Below are 17,516 nucleotides of genomic sequence, written 5' to 3' on the forward strand. Positions count from 1 at the left end.
ATCATGTACGTACTGGGCATCAGCCGGGTGCACGACTCGGCGGCGGCACTCGTGCGCGACGGCGAGATCATCGCGTTCGCCGAGGAGGAGCGCTTCACCCGGGTCAAGCACGACGGCGGCTTCCCCGCCGAGGCCATCAAGTTCTGCCTGGAGCGCGCCGAGATCACCCTGGCCGACGTCGACCACGTCGCCTACTACTGGCAGCGCTGGAAGGAGGGCATCCACGCGGCCAAGGTGTTCGCGCGGTACTTTCCCGGCACCCTCGACGTCTTCCGCAACGCCAACGGCGACGAAGGCGGCAAGTCGGCGGGCATGGTCGACACCTTCCTCACCGGCGGCGGCCAGGGCCACGACGACTACCACGTGGGCGGCGCGGTCCTGGCGCACATCAAGCGGTCCTACACGCTGGCGAACGACGTCAAAGCGGCCGTCGGCTGGACCGGGCCGACGAAGTTCAAGACCCACCTGGTCGACCACCACCGCGCGCACGCGGCCAGCGGCTACTTCATCTCGCCGTGGGACGAGTCGGCCGTGCTCACCTTCGACGGCATCGGCAGCGACGGCACGGCGACCTACCTCGCGCACGGGAGCGGCAACCGGATCGTCGACCTGCGCCGGATCAAGTTCCCGCACTCGCTCGGCGCGATGTACGCGGGCGTCACGGGCTACCTCGGCTTCTACCCGACCCGCGACGAAGGCAAGATCATGGGACTCGCGCCGCTGGGCGAGGACACCTACGTCGACGCGTTCAAGCAGCTCATCCACCTCGACGACGACGGCGGCTTCGAGCTGGACCTGAGCTGGTTCGGCCACCACCGCACCGGCAAGCACGTGATGGCGAAGAAGTTCACCGACGCGTTCGGCCCGGCGCGGCCGAAAACCCGGGTCACGGCTTCGAACCCGGTGCCCCAGCACTATTGCGACATCGCGTACGCCCTGCAGGTGACGCTCGAGGAAGCGGGCCTGCACCTGGCGCGGTGGCTGCAGCGCGAGACCGGTTCGAAGCGCTTGTGCGTCGCCGGCGGGGTGGCTTTGAACAGCGTCATGAACGGGCGGATCCTGCTGGAAACGCCGTTCGAGGACTTCTTCGCCCAGCCCGCGGCGGCCGACGACGGCTGCGCGCTCGGCGCCGCGCTCGACGTGTCGGTCGCCAAGTACGGCAAACCGCGCCCGCGCGACGGCTACACCTACACCGGCCCGGACTACACCGAGGCCGAGATGGAACTGGCCTTGCAGGACGCCGGCGTCGAGTACACCCGCGTCGACGACATCGCAGCGCACACCGCCGCCAAGATCGCCGACGGCAAGATCGTCGGCTGGGTGCAGGGCCGGATGGAGTGCGGGCCGCGCGCGCTCGGCAACCGGTCGCTCGTCGCCGACCCGCGCGACCCGGAGTCGAAGACGCGGATGAACGAGAAGGTGAAGCACCGCGAGGCGTTCCGGCCGTTCGCGCCGTCGTGCCTGGCGGAGCGGGCGGGCGAGTACTTCGTCAGCGACTACCCGTCGCCGGTGATGCTGCTGGTGTTCGACGTCCTGCCGGACAAGCGCGCCGAGGTTCCGGCGATCACGCACGTCGACGGCACCGCGCGGGTGCAGACTGTCAGCCGTGCGGACAACCCGCTGTACTACCGGATGATCAGCGAGTTCGAGAAGCTGACCGGGGTGCCGATGGTCGTCAACACCTCGTTCAACGACAACAACGAGCCGATCGTGGCCAGCCCGGCCGACGCGATCGCGTGCTACCTGAAGACCGACGTCGACGCGCTGGCCCTCGGACCGTTCTGGGTGGAGAAGGAACTGTGACGCTCTTGGAATCACCCGGCCTGGTCGCCGCCCTGTACCGGCGGCGGCAGTGGCTGTGGCTGGTCGCCGCCGTCCCGGCGGTGGTCACCACACTGCTGATCATGGTGGTGCTGCCGCCGGACCAGACCCTGGACAACGTCGGTGACTGGGCGTTCAAGCTGTGCCCGTTCGTCTTCGCGGTGCTGACGGTGTCGCTGTTCCCGCGCGGGCGCTTCGGACCGGCGCTGATCGTGTTCGCCGTCTTCGTGTACATGTCCTATTTGGACACCGAGCTGGTGATGCGGGTGCAGGACTTCGCGCGCTCACCCGACCAGGACTTCCAGCCGGTGTACCAGTTCGAGCTGTTCGTGACGACGTTCATCGTGTTGTTCGCGCTGCTGGCCTACCGCCTCGGCGGCGGCCGGACGGCGAACGTGCTGAAGGTCGGGATCGCGTCGATCCTGGTGGTCATCTCGGGCGTGAACGACCTGACGTTCTGGGCGCTCAACGACGTCTGGGCGGCGGGTTCGAAGCCGACCGAGCTGAAGTGGGCGTCGCACATGATCGTGTTCCTCGGCGGGCCGCCGAGCGTGCCGGCCGCGGTGGCGTTCATGGCCGTGCACCTGGTGCTGGCCGCGATCGTGGTCTGGCTGCCGGTGGGCCGGTGGGTCTCGGTCAGAGTCCGCGGTTCACGGCCTGGAGCTTCGTGACGGCGGCCGCGTCGCCCTCGAAGTCGAGCCGCACGGCGTCGCGGCCGAACACGAACAGCAGCAGGTCGATCGGGTCGCCGACGACGGTGACGGGATCGGGCCCGGTCTTGACGGCGGCTTCCTGCCCGGTGCGGGTCCGGAGGGTGACGCCGACGGGCGCCTTGCGGAGGTTGAGCTTGGCGGCTTGCTTCGCCGACTTCCAGGCGGCGGCGTCCCGGGTGCCGTCGGCGGGCCGCGGCTCCCAGCCGGGCTGGGCCCGCCGGACGTCCTCGTGGTGGACGAGGAACTCGGCGGTGTTGGTGAGCTCGTCGAGCGGGCCGATGGCGGTGGGCCAGAACTTCGCCGGACCCTTGCGCACCTGCTCGACGAGGGTGCCCCAGGGCTTGGCGGCGTAGCGGTCCTGCACCTTCTGCGTGTACCCGGCGAGCGCGGGCACCACGATCCCCGGCGCGGCGTCCGGCCGGTGCTCGCGCACGACGAGGTGCGCGGCGAGATCGCGCGTCGTCCACCCTTCGCACAACGTCGGCGCGTCGGGCCCGAGGTCGTGGAGGAGGGAGCTCAAGGCCTGGCGTTCGTCAGCAGCGACACCCATGTGGTCGACGTTACTCGCCGGTACGCGCGCTGGCGACGGGAAGAGACGGCGGGCACGTGTCGTTGATCCAACCGTGAGCCGACTCTTCAGCCCGATCACCGTCCGCGGCCTGACCCTGCCGAACCGCGCCTGGGTGTCGCCGATGTGCCAGTACTCCGCCGCCGACGGCGTCCCGGACGACTGGCACCTCGTGCACCTCGGCCAGTTCGCCACCGGCGGGGCCGGGCTCGTCATGACCGAAGCGACCGCCGTCACCCCCGAAGGCCGGATCAGTCCGCAGGACACCGGCATCTGGAGCGACGAGCACGCCCGCGCCTGGCGCCGGATCGTCGACTTCGTGCACAGCCAGGACACCGCGATCGGCATGCAGCTCGCCCACGCCGGCCGCAAGGGCTCCACGCACCGGCCGTGGGAAGGACCCGGCAGCGTCCCGCCCGAAGCGGGCGGCTGGCAGAGCGTCGGTCCGTCCGCGACGGCGTTCGGCGAGTACGCCACCCCGCGCGAGCTGACCACCGACGAGGTCGCCGCGCTCCCCGAAGCCTTCGCCGAGGCGGCCCAGCGGGCGGAAACCGCCGGCTTCGACGTCCTCGAGCTGCACTTCGCCCACGGCTACCTGGTGCACCAGTTCCTGTCCCCGCTGTCCAACTCCCGCACCGACCGCTACGGCGGCGACTTCGAGGGCCGTACCCGGCTGGCGCTGGAGATCGCCGACGCGGTGCGGGCGCGGACCGGCCTCCCCCTCTTCGCGCGGCTCTCGGCGACCGACTGGACCGACGGCGGCTGGACCGTCGACGAGTCCGTCCGGCTCGCGAAGCTGCTGGCCGAGCGCGGTGTCGACCTCATCGACACGTCGAGCGGCGGCAACACCCCGAACCCGGACATCCCCGTCGGCCCCGGCTACCAGGTGCCCTTCGCCGAGCGGATCCGCACCGAAGCCGGCCTCCCGACCGGCGCGGTCGGCATGATCACCAACCCGCAGCAGGCCGAGGACATCATCGCCGGCGGCGAAGCGGACGTGGTCTTCCTCGCCCGCGCGCTGCTGCGCGACCCGCACTGGCCGCTCCGCGCGGCGAACGTCCTCGGCGCCGACGTGCGCTGGCCCGACCAGTACGCCCGCGCCAAGTCCTGGCACTAGTGGTGGAACGCGGTCGCCTTCGCAGGGTCCTTCGGGTGGCCGCCCTCCTTCGCCAGGTCCGGCACGACGCGGGCGAGGTCCGCCAGCAGCAGGTCCGCGAGGTCGTGCGTGAAGCCGTTGCGGACGACGATCCGCAGCACCGCCAGGTCCGTCCGGTGCTCCGGGAAGGTGTACGCGGGCACCAGCCAGCCCCGCTCGCGCAGGCGGCGTGACACGTCGAAGACGTCGAACCCCGCGTCCGGGCGGGTCGTGAACGCGAACACCGGCAGCTGGTCACCGCGGGTCAGCAGTTCGAAGGGACCCAGCGCGGCGATCCCCGACGACAGGTGCGTCGCGACGTCGCGCGAGGCCTGCTGGACCGCGCGGAAGCCGTCCCGGCCGAGCCGGACGAACGTGTAGTACTGCGCCGCGACCTCCGCGCCAGGGCGCGAGAAGTTCAGCGCGAACGTCGGCATGTCTCCGCCCAGGTAGTTGACGTTGAACACCAGCTCCGACGGCAGCGCGGCCCGCTCGCGCCAGAGCACCCAGCCGACACCCGGGTACACCAGGCCGTACTTGTGGCCGGAGGTGTTGATCGACGCCACGCGCGGCAGCCGGAAGTCCCACTCCAGCTCGGGGTCGAGGAATGGCGCGATCATCGCGCCCGAAGCGCCGTCGACGTGCATCGGGACGTCCCAGCCGGTGCGCTCCTGCAGGGCGTCCAGCGCCGCGGCGATCTCGGCGACCGGCTCGTAGCTGCCGTCGAACGTCGAGCCGAGGATGGCCACCACGCCGATCGTGTTCTCGTCGCAGCGCGCGACGGCTTCCTCGGCCGAGAGGTGGTACCGGTCGCCATCCATCGGCACCAGCCGCGGCTCGACTTCCCAGTACTCGCAGAACTTCTCCCAGCAGACCTGGACGTTGACGCCCATCACCAGGTTCGGCTTGCCGGTGCGGCCGAGCTTCGCCCAGCGCCGCTTCAACGCCATCCCGGCGAGCATGCACGCTTCCGACGAACCGGTCGTCGAGCAGCCCATGACGTCCGTGGGGTCGGGCGCGTGCCACAGGTCGGCGAGGATGTTCACGCAGCGCCGCTCCAGCTCGGCCGTCTGCGGGTACTCGTCCTTGTCGATCATGTTCTTGTCGACGCATTCGGCCATCAGCTCGCGCGCCTGCGGCTCCATCCACGTCGTGACGAACGTGGCGAGGTTGAGCCGAGCGTTGCCGTCGAGCATCAGCTCGTCGCGCACGAGCTGCAGCGCCGTGTCCGGCGGCAGCGAGTCGTCGCGCAGCTTGTCGTGCGGCATGACGAAGTCCGCCGCGAGCGCCGGGTTCGCCCCGGCGTAGAGCGGGTTCGTCCCGGCCGTGCGGTCGCGATCGGCTTTTCCCTGATGCAGGACCATGGCACCGAACGTACTTGCCCCCACCGACGAAAAAGGGCCGCTCCGCCGGAGAACGGCCCTTTCGTGGCGAAAAATCAGGCCTGCTGGGCCTGCCACATCCAGTGCGCCTCTTCCAGCGCGCGGGTGATCTCGATCAGCAAGTCCTGCGTCACGAGGTCGCTCTTGTCGGTCTCGTCGATGCGCTTGCGCAGCCGCTCGATGAGCGCGGCGAGGATGTCCACGATCGCCGCGACCGTCGACTCCACCGACTGCCAGTTGTCGGGGTACTCGGGCACGCCCGAGCTCTCGACGACGGTCTTCGCCTTGCCGTTCGGCGAAACACCGATGGCGTTGGCGCGCTCGGCGACCTCGTCGACGTACTGGCGTGCGGTGCTGACCAGCTCGTCGAGCTGCAGGTGCGCGCTGCGGAAGTTCGACCCGACGACGTTCCAGTGCGCCTGCTTCGCGATCAGGGAGAGGTCGACCAGGTCGACCAGCGTCGCCTGCAGGGCGTTGCCGGTGATCTCCTTGTCGGCCTCGGAAAGCGGGCTCTTGATCGGAGAGGTGCTCATCTGACGTGATCCTTTCCTCTGACTGGTTCGACGGCTGCGTTCGGGTTCAGACGGTGGCGGAGAGCGCGACCTCGATGTTGCCGCGGGTCGCGTTGGAGTAGGGGCAGACCTGGTGGGCCTGCTCGACCAGCTGGTCGGCCTGCGCCTGCTCGAGACCCGGCAGGGAGACGTTGAGCGCGACGCCGAGGCCGAAGCCGACCTCCTGCTTGAGCACGCTCACCTCCGCGGTCACCGTCGAGTCGTGGAGCTGGACCTTGGCCTGGCGGGCGACCAGCTGCAGGGCGCTGTGGAAGCAGGCCGAGTAGCCGGCGGCGAAGAGCTGCTCGGGGTTGGTCTTGTCCCCGCCGGGGCCACCCATCTCCTTCGGGATGGCCAGCGACTCGTCGATGACGCCGTCCGACGAAGTGACCTCGCCGTTGCGGCCGTCGCCGCGCGCCGTCGCCACCGCCGTGTAGATCGCCTGACTCATGCTCAGCCCGCCTTCTGTCCTGGACACTCCTCGACGAGCGTCTCACTGGGCACAACATCCCGCACCCGCGGAACGGTGCCCGCACATGGCAGGCGTCACGTACATCGATTACCCGGGCGCACCCGGGCGAAACGTCATGCGGTGCGCGTCACCGCGAATTCGGCGACCTGGCGCCCGATCAGGCGAAGCGTCCGGACACTCTTCTCGTCCGAAGCGCCGCCGCCTTCGTCGAACTTGGTCTCGGCCGAGTTGATCGAACCACCCAGTGGGGTGGCCCAGCCGCGCAGCGCGTGCGTGATCGTGCGCAGCTGTTCGAGCGTGGTCACCGCGGCCTGCCAGCCGTACGCGACCGCGGCGAGGCCGACCGCGCGGCCGTCGAGGTAGGGGCGGCGGTCGTCACGCAGGTCCTCGACGTAGTCCAGCGCGTTCTTGACCAGGCCGGAGAGCGCGCCGTGGTAGCCGGGCGAGACGACGATGATCCCGTCCGCCTCGCGGATGGCTTCGACGAGCCGCGTGGCGCGTTCGTCGCGCTCCGGCACGCCCGCGTCGTAGAACGGGAGGACCAGGTCCGGGCCGGTCAGCAGCCGGGTCCGGACGCCGACTTCGGCCGCGCCGCCGAGCGCGATCTGCAGCGCGCGTTCGGACTGGGAGCCCTCGCGGAGAGAGCCGCCGATCCCGAGCACGTTGAGCGTCCTGGCTGAAGTCACGTTTTCCAGGCTAACCCCTCCACTTAACTGGAGGACCAGACTCTGGGACGGAGGTCCTGGTCACAACTGGACCAGTTACCTACTGACAAGTAACGTCCTGGGCGGCACCGACGCTCAGGAGGAACCATGGCGATCCCGCTCCCGATCCGCGCCCAGGCGGCCGCGTCCCAGCTGGCGTTCTGGCTGCCCACGCCGGTCCGGCGCGCGGCGGCGGGCCGGACCGTCCGCATCGACGGCCAGGACCTGGCGCTCGACGCCCAGCTGCTGCTCCGGCTGCAGAAGATCGCCCGCGCGGAACTGGTGCGCGGCTCGGTCGAGCAGTCGCGGGCCCTGCTCGACGTCGGGCGGCACCTGGTCAGCGGCAAGCCGGTCGAGCCGGTCTCGGTGCGCGAGATCGCCGTGCCGACCCCCGACGGCGACCTCCCTTCGACGCTCTACACGCCGGTCGGGCTGCCCGAGAAGTCCCCGCTGCTGGTGTTCTTCCACGGCGGCGGCTGGGTGATCGGCACCCGCGCGAGCCACGACAACGCCTGCCGCTTCCTGGCCAAGCACGCCGGCGTGCGGGTGCTGTCGATCGAGTACCGGCTGGCCCCGGAGTTCCCGTTCCCGGCGGCGGCGGACGACGCGCTGGCGGCGTTCGACTACGCGGTGGCGAAGGCGGGCGACCTCGGCGCCGACCCGGCGCGCATCGCCGTCGGCGGGGACAGCGCGGGCGGCAACCTCGCCGCCGTGACCGCGCAGCAGGCGGTCAAGCGCGGCGGCCCGGCGCCCGCGTTCCAGCTGCTGATCTACCCCGCGACGGACTTCGCGCACCGGTACCGCTCGCAGGACCTGTTCGCCGAGGACCTGTTCCTGACCGACGTGCACATGAAGTGGTTCGAAGGCCACTACGTGCCGGCGGGCACCGACCTGACCGACCCGCGGCTCTCCCCGCTGCGCGCGGACGACCTGAGCGGCCTGCCGCCGGCCCTGGTCGTCACCGCCGGGTTCGACCCGCTGCGCGACGAGGGGGAGGCGTACGCGAAGAAGCTCGCGGACGCCGGGGTCGAGGTCGCGCTGCGGCGGCACGAGGACCTGATCCACGGGTTCATCAACTTCACCGGCGTCGGCACGCGGTTCCGCGAGGCGCTCGCCGAAACGGCGGGCGCGCTGCGGCAGGGGTTGTCGAAACAGGGGTGAGGCCCGACCGGCCCGGTTCCCGCCCGCGGGCCGTCGGCTGAAACGCGGAAAAGCTGAAACGAATCCGGAGCCCGGCGCGGAGAAATGTCCGCGGCCGGGCTCCGGATCCCCCTGTTTCCCGTGGCCGGAGTCAGCCCGCCGGTGCGGGCAGCGGTGGCACCGGCAGCGGCGGCACCGGCAGGCCGCCGAGCAGCCCGCCCAGGATGCCGGTGACGGCCGCCAGCAGCGCCTTCACCAGGTCGCTGACGATCTTCAGCAGGCCGGGCAGGTCGGGCAGCGACGGGATCGGCAGCGGCAGCGGCGGCAGCTGCCGCGCCTTGGCTGTCGGGTCGGCCAGCAGCCGGCTGGACTCGTCGGCCCGGCCCTTGGCCAGGCCGGCCAGCTGCTCGGTGTCGGTCTGGACCGTGTAGCGCTTGCCCGCCGCGATGTCCGCGAGCACCGGGCTGAACTGCCCGAGGTCGCCGCGCGTGGCGCCGACGTTGCCCGCGTAGGCCACCTTGGTCAGGTCGTCACGCATCTGGAGCACCTGTGCGGCGAGGGCCTGGGTGCTGGAGGAACCCTTGCCCCCGTCCGGGCTCGCCGAAGCGATCCCCGCCATTCCGACCGCCAGCAGACTGCTCGCGGCTACGAGGGCGATGGACCGCCCGAACTTGCCTTTCATTTCCTACCTCCTGGCCTCGGGAGACCTGACGGGTTAAATCGATACCCGCCGTATCGGAGATAAGCCACCCGATCACCGGTTGGAGACGTTTTCTAACCCTTACGTGCCGGATCCGGAATTCGCGAACTGACCCGCATCTGATTAACGTCGAAAGCTTGCCCGTCCCCCTGAAGATCATCATGACCGATCACGTTCGTCACCCTGCGGTCATCACTGTCCACTATGGAACATATGGGGCACCCACACGGGTGTAACCGGTGATCTTTTGGCTTCATCACTCCGTCGGACCGCGTGTCGCGACTGCTCCAGAAGGGGCGTCCCCCACGCTCGCACCGCCACCCACACAGGTCAGCGCGAAGATGCGAATCCCATTCGCCGGATCAGAGCGGCAAACCCGCTTCCAGGTGGGCCACGGCCTCGTCGAGGACCGCCAGGGTGTCGGCCTCGGGATCCGCCGCCGACCCCAGGAACGCGGCCAGCACCACCCCGACCACCGCGCCCGCCCAGTTGCGGACCTCGAAGCCGCCCGGCGCACGGCCGGTGCGCTGCGCCGCGAACCCGGCCAGCAGGTCGATCCCCTCGGCGAACTTGTCCATGGCCGCGGTGCGCAGCTCGGGTTCGCGGAGCACCAGCCGCTGCCGCTGGCGTTCGCGCTCCCACTCGTCGGCGGGGAGCACCTCGCGGATGGTGGTCACGGTCGCCCGCAGCGCGCCGATCGGGCTGAGCTCGGCCGGCTGCGCCAGCGCCGCGGCGATGAGCAGCGGGTCGAAGGGGTCGTACAGCACCGTCGCCTCCTTGGTCGGGAAGTACCGGAAGAAGGTGCTGGGCGAGATCTCCGCCGCGGCCGCGATCTGGTCGACCGTCGTCGCGCTGTAGCCCTGCTCCTGGAACAGCCGCAACGCGTGCCGCTGGATCGCGGCGCGCGTCCTGGCCTTCTTCCGTTCGCGCAGTCCCTGCGGCTCAGATGGCGACGACGTCATGCCCCGATTCTCGCGGCTGCGCCCCGGCGACCGCCCGCCCGGGCAGGAACAGCGCCGCCAGCAGGGCTCCGGCCACGCCGAGCCCGGCGCAGACCCACAGCGTCACCGCCATGCCGCCGGTGAACGCCGTCCGCGCGGACTCGGCGAGCCCCGGCAGGTGGAGCTCCCCCGCGACGGCGACCGCGGCGGACGCGCTGCCCCGCGCCGCGTCGGCCACCGGCGCGGGCAGGCCCGCCACCCCGACGCCGTCGCGGTAGGCGCCGTTGAGCACCGTGCCCAGCACCGCGACGCCGATGGTGCCGCCGACCTGGCGCAGCACCTGGATCAGCGCCGAGCCGGCCCCCGACCGGCCCTCGGTGAGCGCGCCCATCGCCATCGACATCAGCGGCGGCAGCGTGCACCCGGTGCCGAGGCCGATGACGACCTCCCAGCCGACCGTGCCGCCGTAGCCGTCCGACGGCGAGGTCGCCGAACCCCACGCCAGGCCGGCCGCGAGCAGCAGGAACCCGCCGGTGACGACCACGCGCACGCCCAGCGCGGCGACCAGCCGCTCGGCGATCTTGGCCGAGACCAGCATCCCGCCGATCAGCGGCAGGAGCCGCAGCCCGGTCTGCAGCGCGTCGGCGCCCTGCACCGCCTGGAACAGCTGCGGGAGCACGAACATCAGGCCCATCAGGGCGAAGGACGCCATCGTGGCGAGCACCGCGCCCCAGACGAACCGCGGTTCGCGGAACAGCGCGAGGTCGGTGAGCGGCGCGGCCACCCGCGTCTGGATCCGGCAGAACACCGCGACGAGCGCGACGCCCAGCGCGATCAGGCCGTACGTCACCGGGTCGGTCCAGCCGTGCTCGCCGGCGTGGACGAAGCCGTAGGTGAGCGCGACCAGCCCGGCGGCCGAGAGGGCGATGCCCGCGAGGTCGACGCGGCCCTCGCCCGACCCCGGCGTGAGCGGCACGAGGAACAGCACCGCCGCCACGCCGACCGCGGCCAGCGGGACGTTGATGAGGAACACCGAGCCCCACGCGAAGTGGTCTAGCAGCCAGCCGCCGAGCAGCGGCCCGAGCGGGATGCCGGCGAACGTCGCCATCACCCACGTCGTGAGCGCCTTCGCGCGCTCTTCCGGCGGGAAGAGGGTGTTCAGCAGCGAGAGCGACAGCGGGATGAGGAACGCGGCACCGACGCCGAGCACGACCCGCGCGGCGACCAGCGTGCCCGGCGAACCGGCGTAGGCGCACCCCAGCGAAGCCAAGCCGAACAGGGTGAGCGCGCCGAGCAGGAGCTTCTTCGGGCCGAAGCGGTCGCCGAGCAGGCCGGCCGGGAGCAGGAGCGCGGCGAGCGCCAGCGTGTAGGCGTTGCCGAACCACTGCAGCTGCGTCGTCGTGGCGCCGAGGTCCACGGCCAGGGTCGGCACGGCGACGTTGAGCACGGTCAGGTCGAGGCCGACGGTCAGCAGGCTCACCGCGAGCGCGCCGAGCGCCCACCACCTGCGTGGATAGAGCTGAGTCATAGCGACCCCCAATTGATAGTTACTACCAAGTGAGAGTAGCTCTCAAATTTATCGAGCACCAGGGGCGAAATTTTGTTGCACGCGCGTACCAGGTTGGGTTCTCATCGAGGACGTGCCACTGCAGCCCTACCGCCGGGTCCTCGCCGTTCCCCACGTCCGCTCGACCATGGCCCTGATGTTCCTGGCGCGGCTGCCGATGACCATGAACGGCGTGATGATGACGCTGTACATCGTCACCGGGCTCGGCCGCGGCTACGGTGCCGCCGGGCTGGTCGGCGCCGGCGTGACCCTCGGGATGGCCCTCGGCGCGCCGCTGCTCGGCCGGTTCCTCGACCGGTACGGGCTGCGCCCGGTCGTCGCGGTCTGCGGGATCGCCACGACGGCGTTCTGGGTCGCCGCGCCGCACCTGCCCTACGCGGCGCTCGCCGCGGTCGCGGTCCCGGCCGGCGCGCTCTCGGTGCCGGCCGGCTCGCTGGCCCGGCAGGTCCTGGCGGCGCTCGTCCCGGTGTCGGAGCGGCGGGCGGCGTACTCGCTGGACACGATCTCGATCGAAGTGACGTTCATGATCGGCCCGGCGGCCGGGATCGCGGCGATGACGTCGCTCGCGCCGACGTTCACGCTCAGCGCGCTCGGCGTGCTGTTCGGCGGCACGGCGTTCCTGATCTGGCTGGTCGACCCGCCGATCCGCGACGACCGCGAGCCGATCGTCGACGGCGTCCGGCCGAAGCTGCGCACCTGGCTGTCCTGGCAGCTGGTGGCCACCCTGATGATCGCCGGCGGCGCGTTGTTCGTGCTGGTCGGCACCGAGCTGGCGACCCTGGCGGCACTGCGCGCGAACGGCGACATCGGCGTGACCGGCCTGGTCATCGCGGTGATGTGCGCGGCGTCGATCCTCGGCGGCGTCGTCCACGGCGCGGTCAAGCGGTCGCTGCCGCAGGGCGTGCTGATGCTCCTGATGGCGCTGCTGGTGGTGCCGGTCGGGCTGGCCGACCAGCCGTGGTGGCTGCTGATGCTGGTGCTGATCCCGACGAACCTGCTGTGCGCCCCGACCCTGGCGGCGACCACGGAGACGGTCAGCAAGATCGCCCCGCCCCGGGTGCGCGGCGAGGCGATGGGGCTGCAGGACGCGTCGACCCGGCTCGGCCTGGCACTGGGCAGCCCGTTCGTCGGCTTCGCGATCGACCACTCGAGCCCGGCGTGGGGCTTCGCGGCGGCCGGTCTGGGCGGCCTGGTGATCGCGGCGGCGGGCCTGTTCCACCGCCACTCCCGCACCCACGAACCGGCGGCCGACCCGGTCCCGGCGATGGCGGAGAGCTAGCCGCGCCGCTGCCGGCGATCAGCCGCAGGCCGCGAGCTCCTGTCCGCGCGCCGGTTCCGAGGTCGCGAATGACTCATTCGGGACACCAGAGGTCGCGAATGAGTCATTCGCGACCTCCGGACCGAGCCACAAGCGGAGCCCCGGCCACCGCGGCGGCCCTGGCAATGGCCGAAAGCCGGTCAGCCGCAGGCCGCGCGGAGGGCGTCGAGCTTCGTGACGTTGCGCTGGACCCACTGGGCCACGACCCCGGCGTCCTCGATGCGTTCCTTCTGCACCTCGACGTACGAGCCGGCCATGCCGAGCAGCGCGTTCTTCACGTCCTGGTCCTGGACGTTCGCCGCCAGCTCGCGAAGCCGCTTCTCCTTGTCCGCGGCACGCGCCTTGAGCTTGTCCGGGTCGACCAGCGGGTTCAGGTCCGCGAGCCCGAGCGCCTCCGTGCACGCGCTCACCTTGTCCGCGGTCTTCGAACCCTGGTCGACCGCGTCGCTGACCTCGGCACAGCCGCTCAGCAGCAGCGCACTCGCGGCCAGCAGCGCGGCCGTCGTTCCACCCCTCGTCATGGCGCCAAGGTACCGGTCAGCCCTTGACGCAGACCACCTGCTTGAGGTGCGCGACCACCTCGACCAGGTCCGTCTGCGCCCGGATCACCGAATCGATGTCCTTGTACGCCGCCGGGATCTCGTCGACCACGCCGGAGTCCTTGCGGCACTCGACGCCGGCCGTCTGGGTCGCGAGGTCGTCGGCGGTGAACAGCTTCTTGGCCTTGGTGCGGGACATCCGGCGGCCGGCGCCGTGCGACGCCGACTGGAACGACGAGTCGTTCCCGAGCCCGCGGACGATGTACGAACCGGTCCCCATGCTGCCCGGGATGATCCCGAGGTCACCCGAGCCGGCGCGGATCGCGCCCTTGTGGGTGACGAGCAGCTCGACACCGTCGTACGTCTCCTCCGAGACGTAGTTGTGGTGGCAGGAGATGGCGTCGTCGAACGTCGTCTGCGGCACGACGTCCTTCAGCGCCTGCTTCACCAACGCGACCATCGTGGCGCGGTTGCGCGCCGCGTAGTCCTGCGCCCAGAACAGGTCGCGCCGGTACGCCCGCATCTCCGGCGTGCCCGCGACGAACACGGCGAGGTCGCGGTCCGGCAGGTCGGCGTTGTGCGGCAGCTTGCGCGCGACCGCCATGTGCCGCTCGGCCAGCTCCTTGCCGATGTTGCGCGAACCCGAGTGCAGCATCAGCCAGACCCGGCCGTCGTCGTCGAGGCAGACCTCGATGAAGTGGTTCCCGCCCCCGAGGCTCCCGATCTGCCGCGCGGCCCGGTCGTGCAGCTCCTGGACGCCCTCGTGCAGCTCGCCGAAGCCCGTCCAGAACGAGTCCCAGCCGCCGACGCCGTGCACCTTCGCGGGGTTAACGGGCGTCTGGTGCAGCCCGAACCCCACCGGCACGGCGCTTTCGATGCGACGGCGCAGCTTCCCGAGGTCGTCGGGCAGGTCGGCGGCGGTCAGCGACGTCCGCACGGCGCTCATCCCGCACCCGATGTCCACCCCGACGGCGGCGGGCGAGACGGCGTCGCGCATGGCGATGACGCTGCCGACGGTCGCCTCCTTGCCGTAGTGCACGTCCGGCATCACGGCGACCCCGTGCACCCACGGCAGGTTGGCGACGTTGTGCAGCTGCCGCATGGCCTGCTCTTCGACCGACGCGGGGTCGGCCCACATCCGGATCGGGACGCGGGCGCCGTCGACAGCGGTGTACATGATTTCCTCCCCTTGACTTGCTTGCGGTGCACAGGATCCCCCGGCCACCGGCAAAACACCAACGCGATTTCTTCGTGAGCAAAAAGAAATCCGGCCGACGCGATCGGTCCGGCAGAATGAGCCGACCGTCCGGAAGGGACGGTGTGGGGGAGGAATCGTGAAGACGTCGTGGCGTGCGCTCGTCGCCGTCCTGTTGCTGGCCGGGTTCCCGGTTCTCGTGCTGCTGGTCGTCGGCGGCTTCGCCGCTGCCGAGTACTACGCCTTCCAGCACTCCGGGCTGCTGGCGATCAAGCTCGGCATCGTCGCGGTCCCGGTGTCGTTCGCACTGCTCAAGGCTCTGTTCGCGATCGAGCGGACCCGCGGTGACGACCTGCCGGGCCTGCCGGTGACGCCGGCGGACCAGCCCGGGCTGTGGGCGCTCGTGCGGGAGCTCGCCGACACCGTCGGCACCCGGCCGCCGGACGCGATCTCGCTGATCGCCGACGTCAACGCCGGGGTTCGCGAACGGACCGGCTGGCTCGGGCTGCGGGTGCGCCGCCGCGAGATGTTCATCGGAGCGCAGCTGCTCGCGGGCCTGCGCCACGACCAGCTGCGCGCCCTGCTCGGGCACGAGCTGGCGCACTACACCAACCGCGACACCCGGCTGGCCGGGCTGACCTACCGCGGCCGCCGGTCGATCGAGAAAGCGCTGACCGGGCTCGACGGCGACGGCTGGTTCGCGGGACTGGTCCGGAAGCTGTTCGTGCTCTACGCGAAGCTCTACTTCGCGGTCTCCGCCTCGGTTTGCCGCCGTCAGGAGCTCGCCGCCGACGCCGCCGCGGCCCGGATCGCCGGGACCGAAGCCGCCACCAGCGCGCTGCGCGAGGTCGACGCGCTCGACGTCGCCTGGAAGTTCTACGTCGACCACTACCTGCTGGTCGGCTGGCACGCGGGCTACCTGCCGGACCGGCCCGCCGCCGGGTTCCGCGCGCTGCTCGCCGACGCCGAGCGCGCCGAGCAGATCGACCGGCTCCGGCGGGAGCTGCCGGAAGAGGAGACCTCCCGCTACGACACGCACCCGGCGACGCCGGAGCGGGTCGCCGCGCTGGAAGCCCTGCCTGCGGTACCGGGGTCACCGGGCGGCGAGCGCCCCGCGAGCGACGTCCTGCGAGACGCCGACGCGACGCTGGACTCGGCCCTGTTCGCCGACCTGAACGCCGAAGCGGCGGCCAAGCGGCGCACGGACTGGGACAGCCTGGTGGACCTCGGCTTCCGGCACGCCGCGACCAAGGTGGCGACGGCGTTCCTGAAGGGGCGCACACTCGAGGACGCGCTCACGCGCATCGACGAGGGGCACGCGAGCGAGTTCGCCGACCCGGAGTGCCGTCCCCCGGCGACCGCCGGGCCGCGAGCCCGGCGGGAGTTCGTCGTCGCCTCGGTCCGCGAAACCCTGTCCACCATGGTCTCCGCCGCACTGGCGGAAGCCGGGGTGGCGCGCTGGCAGCTGTCCTGGTCGGGCCCGGCCGATCTGGTCGTCGACGAGCCGTACGGCACCGAGCTGTCCGCCGCCCTCGACGCCGCCGCGGCGGCCGACCCCGACACCGTCCCCCTGCGCCGCCTGCTCACCGCGGCCGGCGCGCTTCCCGTCCCCTCCTGAGGAGAACCCGTTGCTGTCCCTGTTCAACTCCAAGCGCCGCAAGGCCGCCGTCGCTCTGGTGAAGGCCGCGCGTGCCCGCGGTATGGACGTCGAGGACTACGTGAAGACGCTCTCCCCGGCCGAACTCGCGCAGTACGTGCCCCAGGACCCCAAGCCGAAGGTCGAGATGCCGGACGTCGCGCTGTGGGGTCTCCCGCCGGACGACGCCGTGACGGCGGCGAAGTTCGTCGCCGACGCCCGCCTCGCCGAAGCCGTCGCGGCCTACCGCGCCGGCGACTGGCAGCCGGGTGCCGCGTTGCTGGATGACCTCGGCACCGACTGGGACCGCCGGGCCGCCGCCGTGCAGCAGCTCGGGGACGCCGCGGCGGACGACGACACCCCGCTGAAGGCCTGGCGGACGGCCGGGAGCGCGGCCGCCGAAGCCGTCCACGCCCAGGGCCTGGTCGCGCTGGCCTGGCAGATCCGCACGTCGTTCACCGCCGAACACGTTTCCCAGGACCAGTGGGCCGGGTTCTTCCGCGTGCTCGAGGAGGCCGAAGCGGCCGCCCGCGCCGCGGCCGAAGCGGCACCGGACGACCCGACCCCGTGGTCCACCCTGCTCACCGTCGGCCGCGGGCGGCAGTACGGGAACGACGAGTTCCGCGCGGTGTGGGCGGAACTCGTCGCCCGCGACCCGCTCCACCGGCAGGGCCACGAGCAGGCGCTGCAGTACTGGTGCGCGAAGTGGTTCGGCTCGCACGAGCAGATGTTCGCCTTCGCCGACGAAGCCGTCGCGAAGGCGCCGAAGCTCGCGGGTCTGGCCCTCGTCGCCGCGCACGAGGCGGAAGCGAAGGAGGTCGAGGCGTGGAAGAGCGACCGGACCGGGCGCGCGCTCGACGTCGTCCTGCCCTGGCTGGCCGGTGACGGCCGGGACCACCCGTCGAACCTCCGTGACCGCGCGTACGCGGCCAAGGTGCTGGTGGTGAACGGCCGCTGCGACGAAGCCGTCGAGCAGTTCAAGGTGCTCGGCGAGCACGCGGACGCGGCCGTCTGGGCCTACGGCGGCAAGCCGGTGTTCGAGTTCGTCAAGACGCGCTACCTGGCCTGCCACGGCGCGACCCGGCCGTGACACGCGTGGAGGCCCCGCACCGGATCCGGTACGGGGCCTCCACC

General features: G+C 71.5%; 17 protein-coding genes. 7 read left to right on the top strand and 10 right to left on the bottom strand.

From position 1 onward, the window contains the following. Window positions 1-3 precede the first annotated feature (3 nt). Window positions 4-1,803 carry a carbamoyltransferase gene (locus AB5J73_RS09380; protein WP_370969304.1) on the top strand — a complete coding sequence of 600 codons (1,800 nt, stop codon included), beginning with the start codon at window positions 4-6 and terminating at the stop codon, window positions 1,801-1,803. Continuing rightward, on the top strand, window positions 1,800-2,492 hold the full coding sequence (locus AB5J73_RS09385) for a hypothetical protein (protein WP_370969305.1): 693 nt from the start codon (window positions 1,800-1,802) through the stop codon (window positions 2,490-2,492). The genes AB5J73_RS09380 and AB5J73_RS09385 overlap by 4 nt, the downstream gene beginning before the upstream one ends. On the opposite strand, the gene AB5J73_RS09390 is transcribed toward AB5J73_RS09385, so the two are convergent. Further along, window positions 2,458-3,084 (bottom strand): TIGR03085 family metal-binding protein, encoded by a 627-nt coding sequence (locus AB5J73_RS09390; RefSeq protein ID WP_370969306.1) that lies wholly within the window; start codon window positions 3,082-3,084, stop codon window positions 2,458-2,460. The genes AB5J73_RS09385 and AB5J73_RS09390 overlap by 35 nt on opposite strands. 73 nt (window positions 3,085-3,157) lie before the next feature. Here AB5J73_RS09390 and AB5J73_RS09395 point away from each other — a divergent pair, with 73 nt between their 5' ends. Beyond that, window positions 3,158-4,219, top strand: a complete 1,062-nt coding sequence (locus AB5J73_RS09395; RefSeq protein WP_370969307.1) for an NADH:flavin oxidoreductase/NADH oxidase — start codon at window positions 3,158-3,160, stop codon at window positions 4,217-4,219. Here the strand turns inward: AB5J73_RS09395 and AB5J73_RS09400 are convergent. The 4 genes from AB5J73_RS09400 to AB5J73_RS09415 form a co-directional block, all read right to left on the bottom strand. Next, window positions 4,216-5,601 carry a glutamate decarboxylase gene (locus AB5J73_RS09400; RefSeq protein WP_370969308.1) on the bottom strand — a complete coding sequence of 462 codons (1,386 nt, stop codon included), beginning with the start codon at window positions 5,599-5,601 and terminating at the stop codon, window positions 4,216-4,218. The genes AB5J73_RS09395 and AB5J73_RS09400 overlap by 4 nt on opposite strands. A 74-nt stretch (window positions 5,602-5,675) precedes the next feature. Continuing rightward, window positions 5,676-6,152 (bottom strand): Dps family protein, encoded by a 477-nt coding sequence (locus AB5J73_RS09405; RefSeq protein WP_370969309.1) that lies wholly within the window; start codon window positions 6,150-6,152, stop codon window positions 5,676-5,678. Between the two features lie 46 nt (window positions 6,153-6,198). Next, window positions 6,199-6,621: an organic hydroperoxide resistance protein gene (locus AB5J73_RS09410; protein WP_125308345.1), complete on the bottom strand. Its 423-nt coding sequence runs from the start codon at window positions 6,619-6,621 to the stop codon at window positions 6,199-6,201. A 134-nt stretch (window positions 6,622-6,755) separates the two neighbouring features. Further along, on the bottom strand, window positions 6,756-7,304 hold the full coding sequence (locus AB5J73_RS09415) for an NADPH-dependent FMN reductase (protein ID WP_370973042.1): 549 nt from the start codon (window positions 7,302-7,304) through the stop codon (window positions 6,756-6,758). Window positions 7,305-7,454: 150 nt separating this feature from the next. On the opposite strand from AB5J73_RS09415, the gene AB5J73_RS09420 reads away from it, so the two are divergent. Beyond that, on the top strand, window positions 7,455-8,507 hold the full coding sequence (locus tag AB5J73_RS09420; RefSeq protein WP_370969310.1) for an alpha/beta hydrolase: 1,053 nt from the start codon (window positions 7,455-7,457) through the stop codon (window positions 8,505-8,507). A 130-nt stretch (window positions 8,508-8,637) separates the two neighbouring features. Here the strand turns inward: AB5J73_RS09420 and AB5J73_RS09425 are convergent, their stop codons facing one another. The 3 genes from AB5J73_RS09425 to AB5J73_RS09435 all read right to left on the bottom strand — a co-directional run bounded on the left by AB5J73_RS09425 (window position 8,638) and on the right by AB5J73_RS09435 (window position 11,655). After that, window positions 8,638-9,168 (bottom strand): hypothetical protein, encoded by a 531-nt coding sequence (locus AB5J73_RS09425; protein ID WP_370969311.1) that lies wholly within the window; start codon window positions 9,166-9,168, stop codon window positions 8,638-8,640. A 380-nt stretch (window positions 9,169-9,548) separates the two neighbouring features. Next, window positions 9,549-10,148: a TetR family transcriptional regulator gene (locus AB5J73_RS09430; protein WP_370969312.1), complete on the bottom strand. Its 600-nt coding sequence runs from the start codon at window positions 10,146-10,148 to the stop codon at window positions 9,549-9,551. Beyond that, window positions 10,129-11,655, bottom strand: coding sequence for a DHA2 family efflux MFS transporter permease subunit (locus AB5J73_RS09435; protein ID WP_370969313.1), 1,527 nt, complete (start codon window positions 11,653-11,655; stop codon window positions 10,129-10,131). The genes AB5J73_RS09430 and AB5J73_RS09435 overlap by 20 nt, the downstream gene beginning before the upstream one ends. Window positions 11,656-11,821: 166 nt before the next feature. Here AB5J73_RS09435 and AB5J73_RS09440 point away from each other — a divergent pair, with 166 nt between their 5' ends. Then, a complete protein-coding gene (locus tag AB5J73_RS09440) occupies window positions 11,822-12,973 on the top strand; it encodes an MFS transporter (RefSeq protein WP_370973044.1) in 1,152 nt (383 codons plus the stop codon). Window positions 12,974-13,152: 179 nt separating this feature from the next. Here the strand turns inward: AB5J73_RS09440 and AB5J73_RS09445 are convergent, their stop codons facing one another. Beyond that, window positions 13,153-13,533, bottom strand: a complete 381-nt coding sequence (locus tag AB5J73_RS09445; RefSeq protein ID WP_370969314.1) for a hypothetical protein — start codon at window positions 13,531-13,533, stop codon at window positions 13,153-13,155. A 16-nt stretch (window positions 13,534-13,549) separates the two neighbouring features. Next, window positions 13,550-14,728, bottom strand: a complete 1,179-nt coding sequence (locus tag AB5J73_RS09450; protein ID WP_370969315.1) for an RtcB family protein — start codon at window positions 14,726-14,728, stop codon at window positions 13,550-13,552. Window positions 14,729-14,885: 157 nt separating this feature from the next. On the opposite strand from AB5J73_RS09450, the gene AB5J73_RS09455 reads away from it, so the two are divergent. Together AB5J73_RS09455 and AB5J73_RS09460 are read left to right on the top strand one after the other, a co-directional pair. After that, a complete protein-coding gene (locus AB5J73_RS09455; RefSeq protein WP_370969316.1) occupies window positions 14,886-16,364 on the top strand; it encodes a M48 family metalloprotease in 1,479 nt (492 codons plus the stop codon). A 10-nt stretch (window positions 16,365-16,374) separates the two neighbouring features. Next, window positions 16,375-17,472 carry a DUF4034 domain-containing protein gene (locus AB5J73_RS09460; RefSeq protein ID WP_370969317.1) on the top strand — a complete coding sequence of 366 codons (1,098 nt, stop codon included), beginning with the start codon at window positions 16,375-16,377 and terminating at the stop codon, window positions 17,470-17,472. The last annotated feature ends 44 nt before the right edge of the window (window positions 17,473-17,516 follow it).

It is taken from the genome of Amycolatopsis sp. cg9 (assembly GCF_041346945.1).
GTDB lineage: Bacteria > Actinomycetota > Actinomycetes > Mycobacteriales > Pseudonocardiaceae > Amycolatopsis.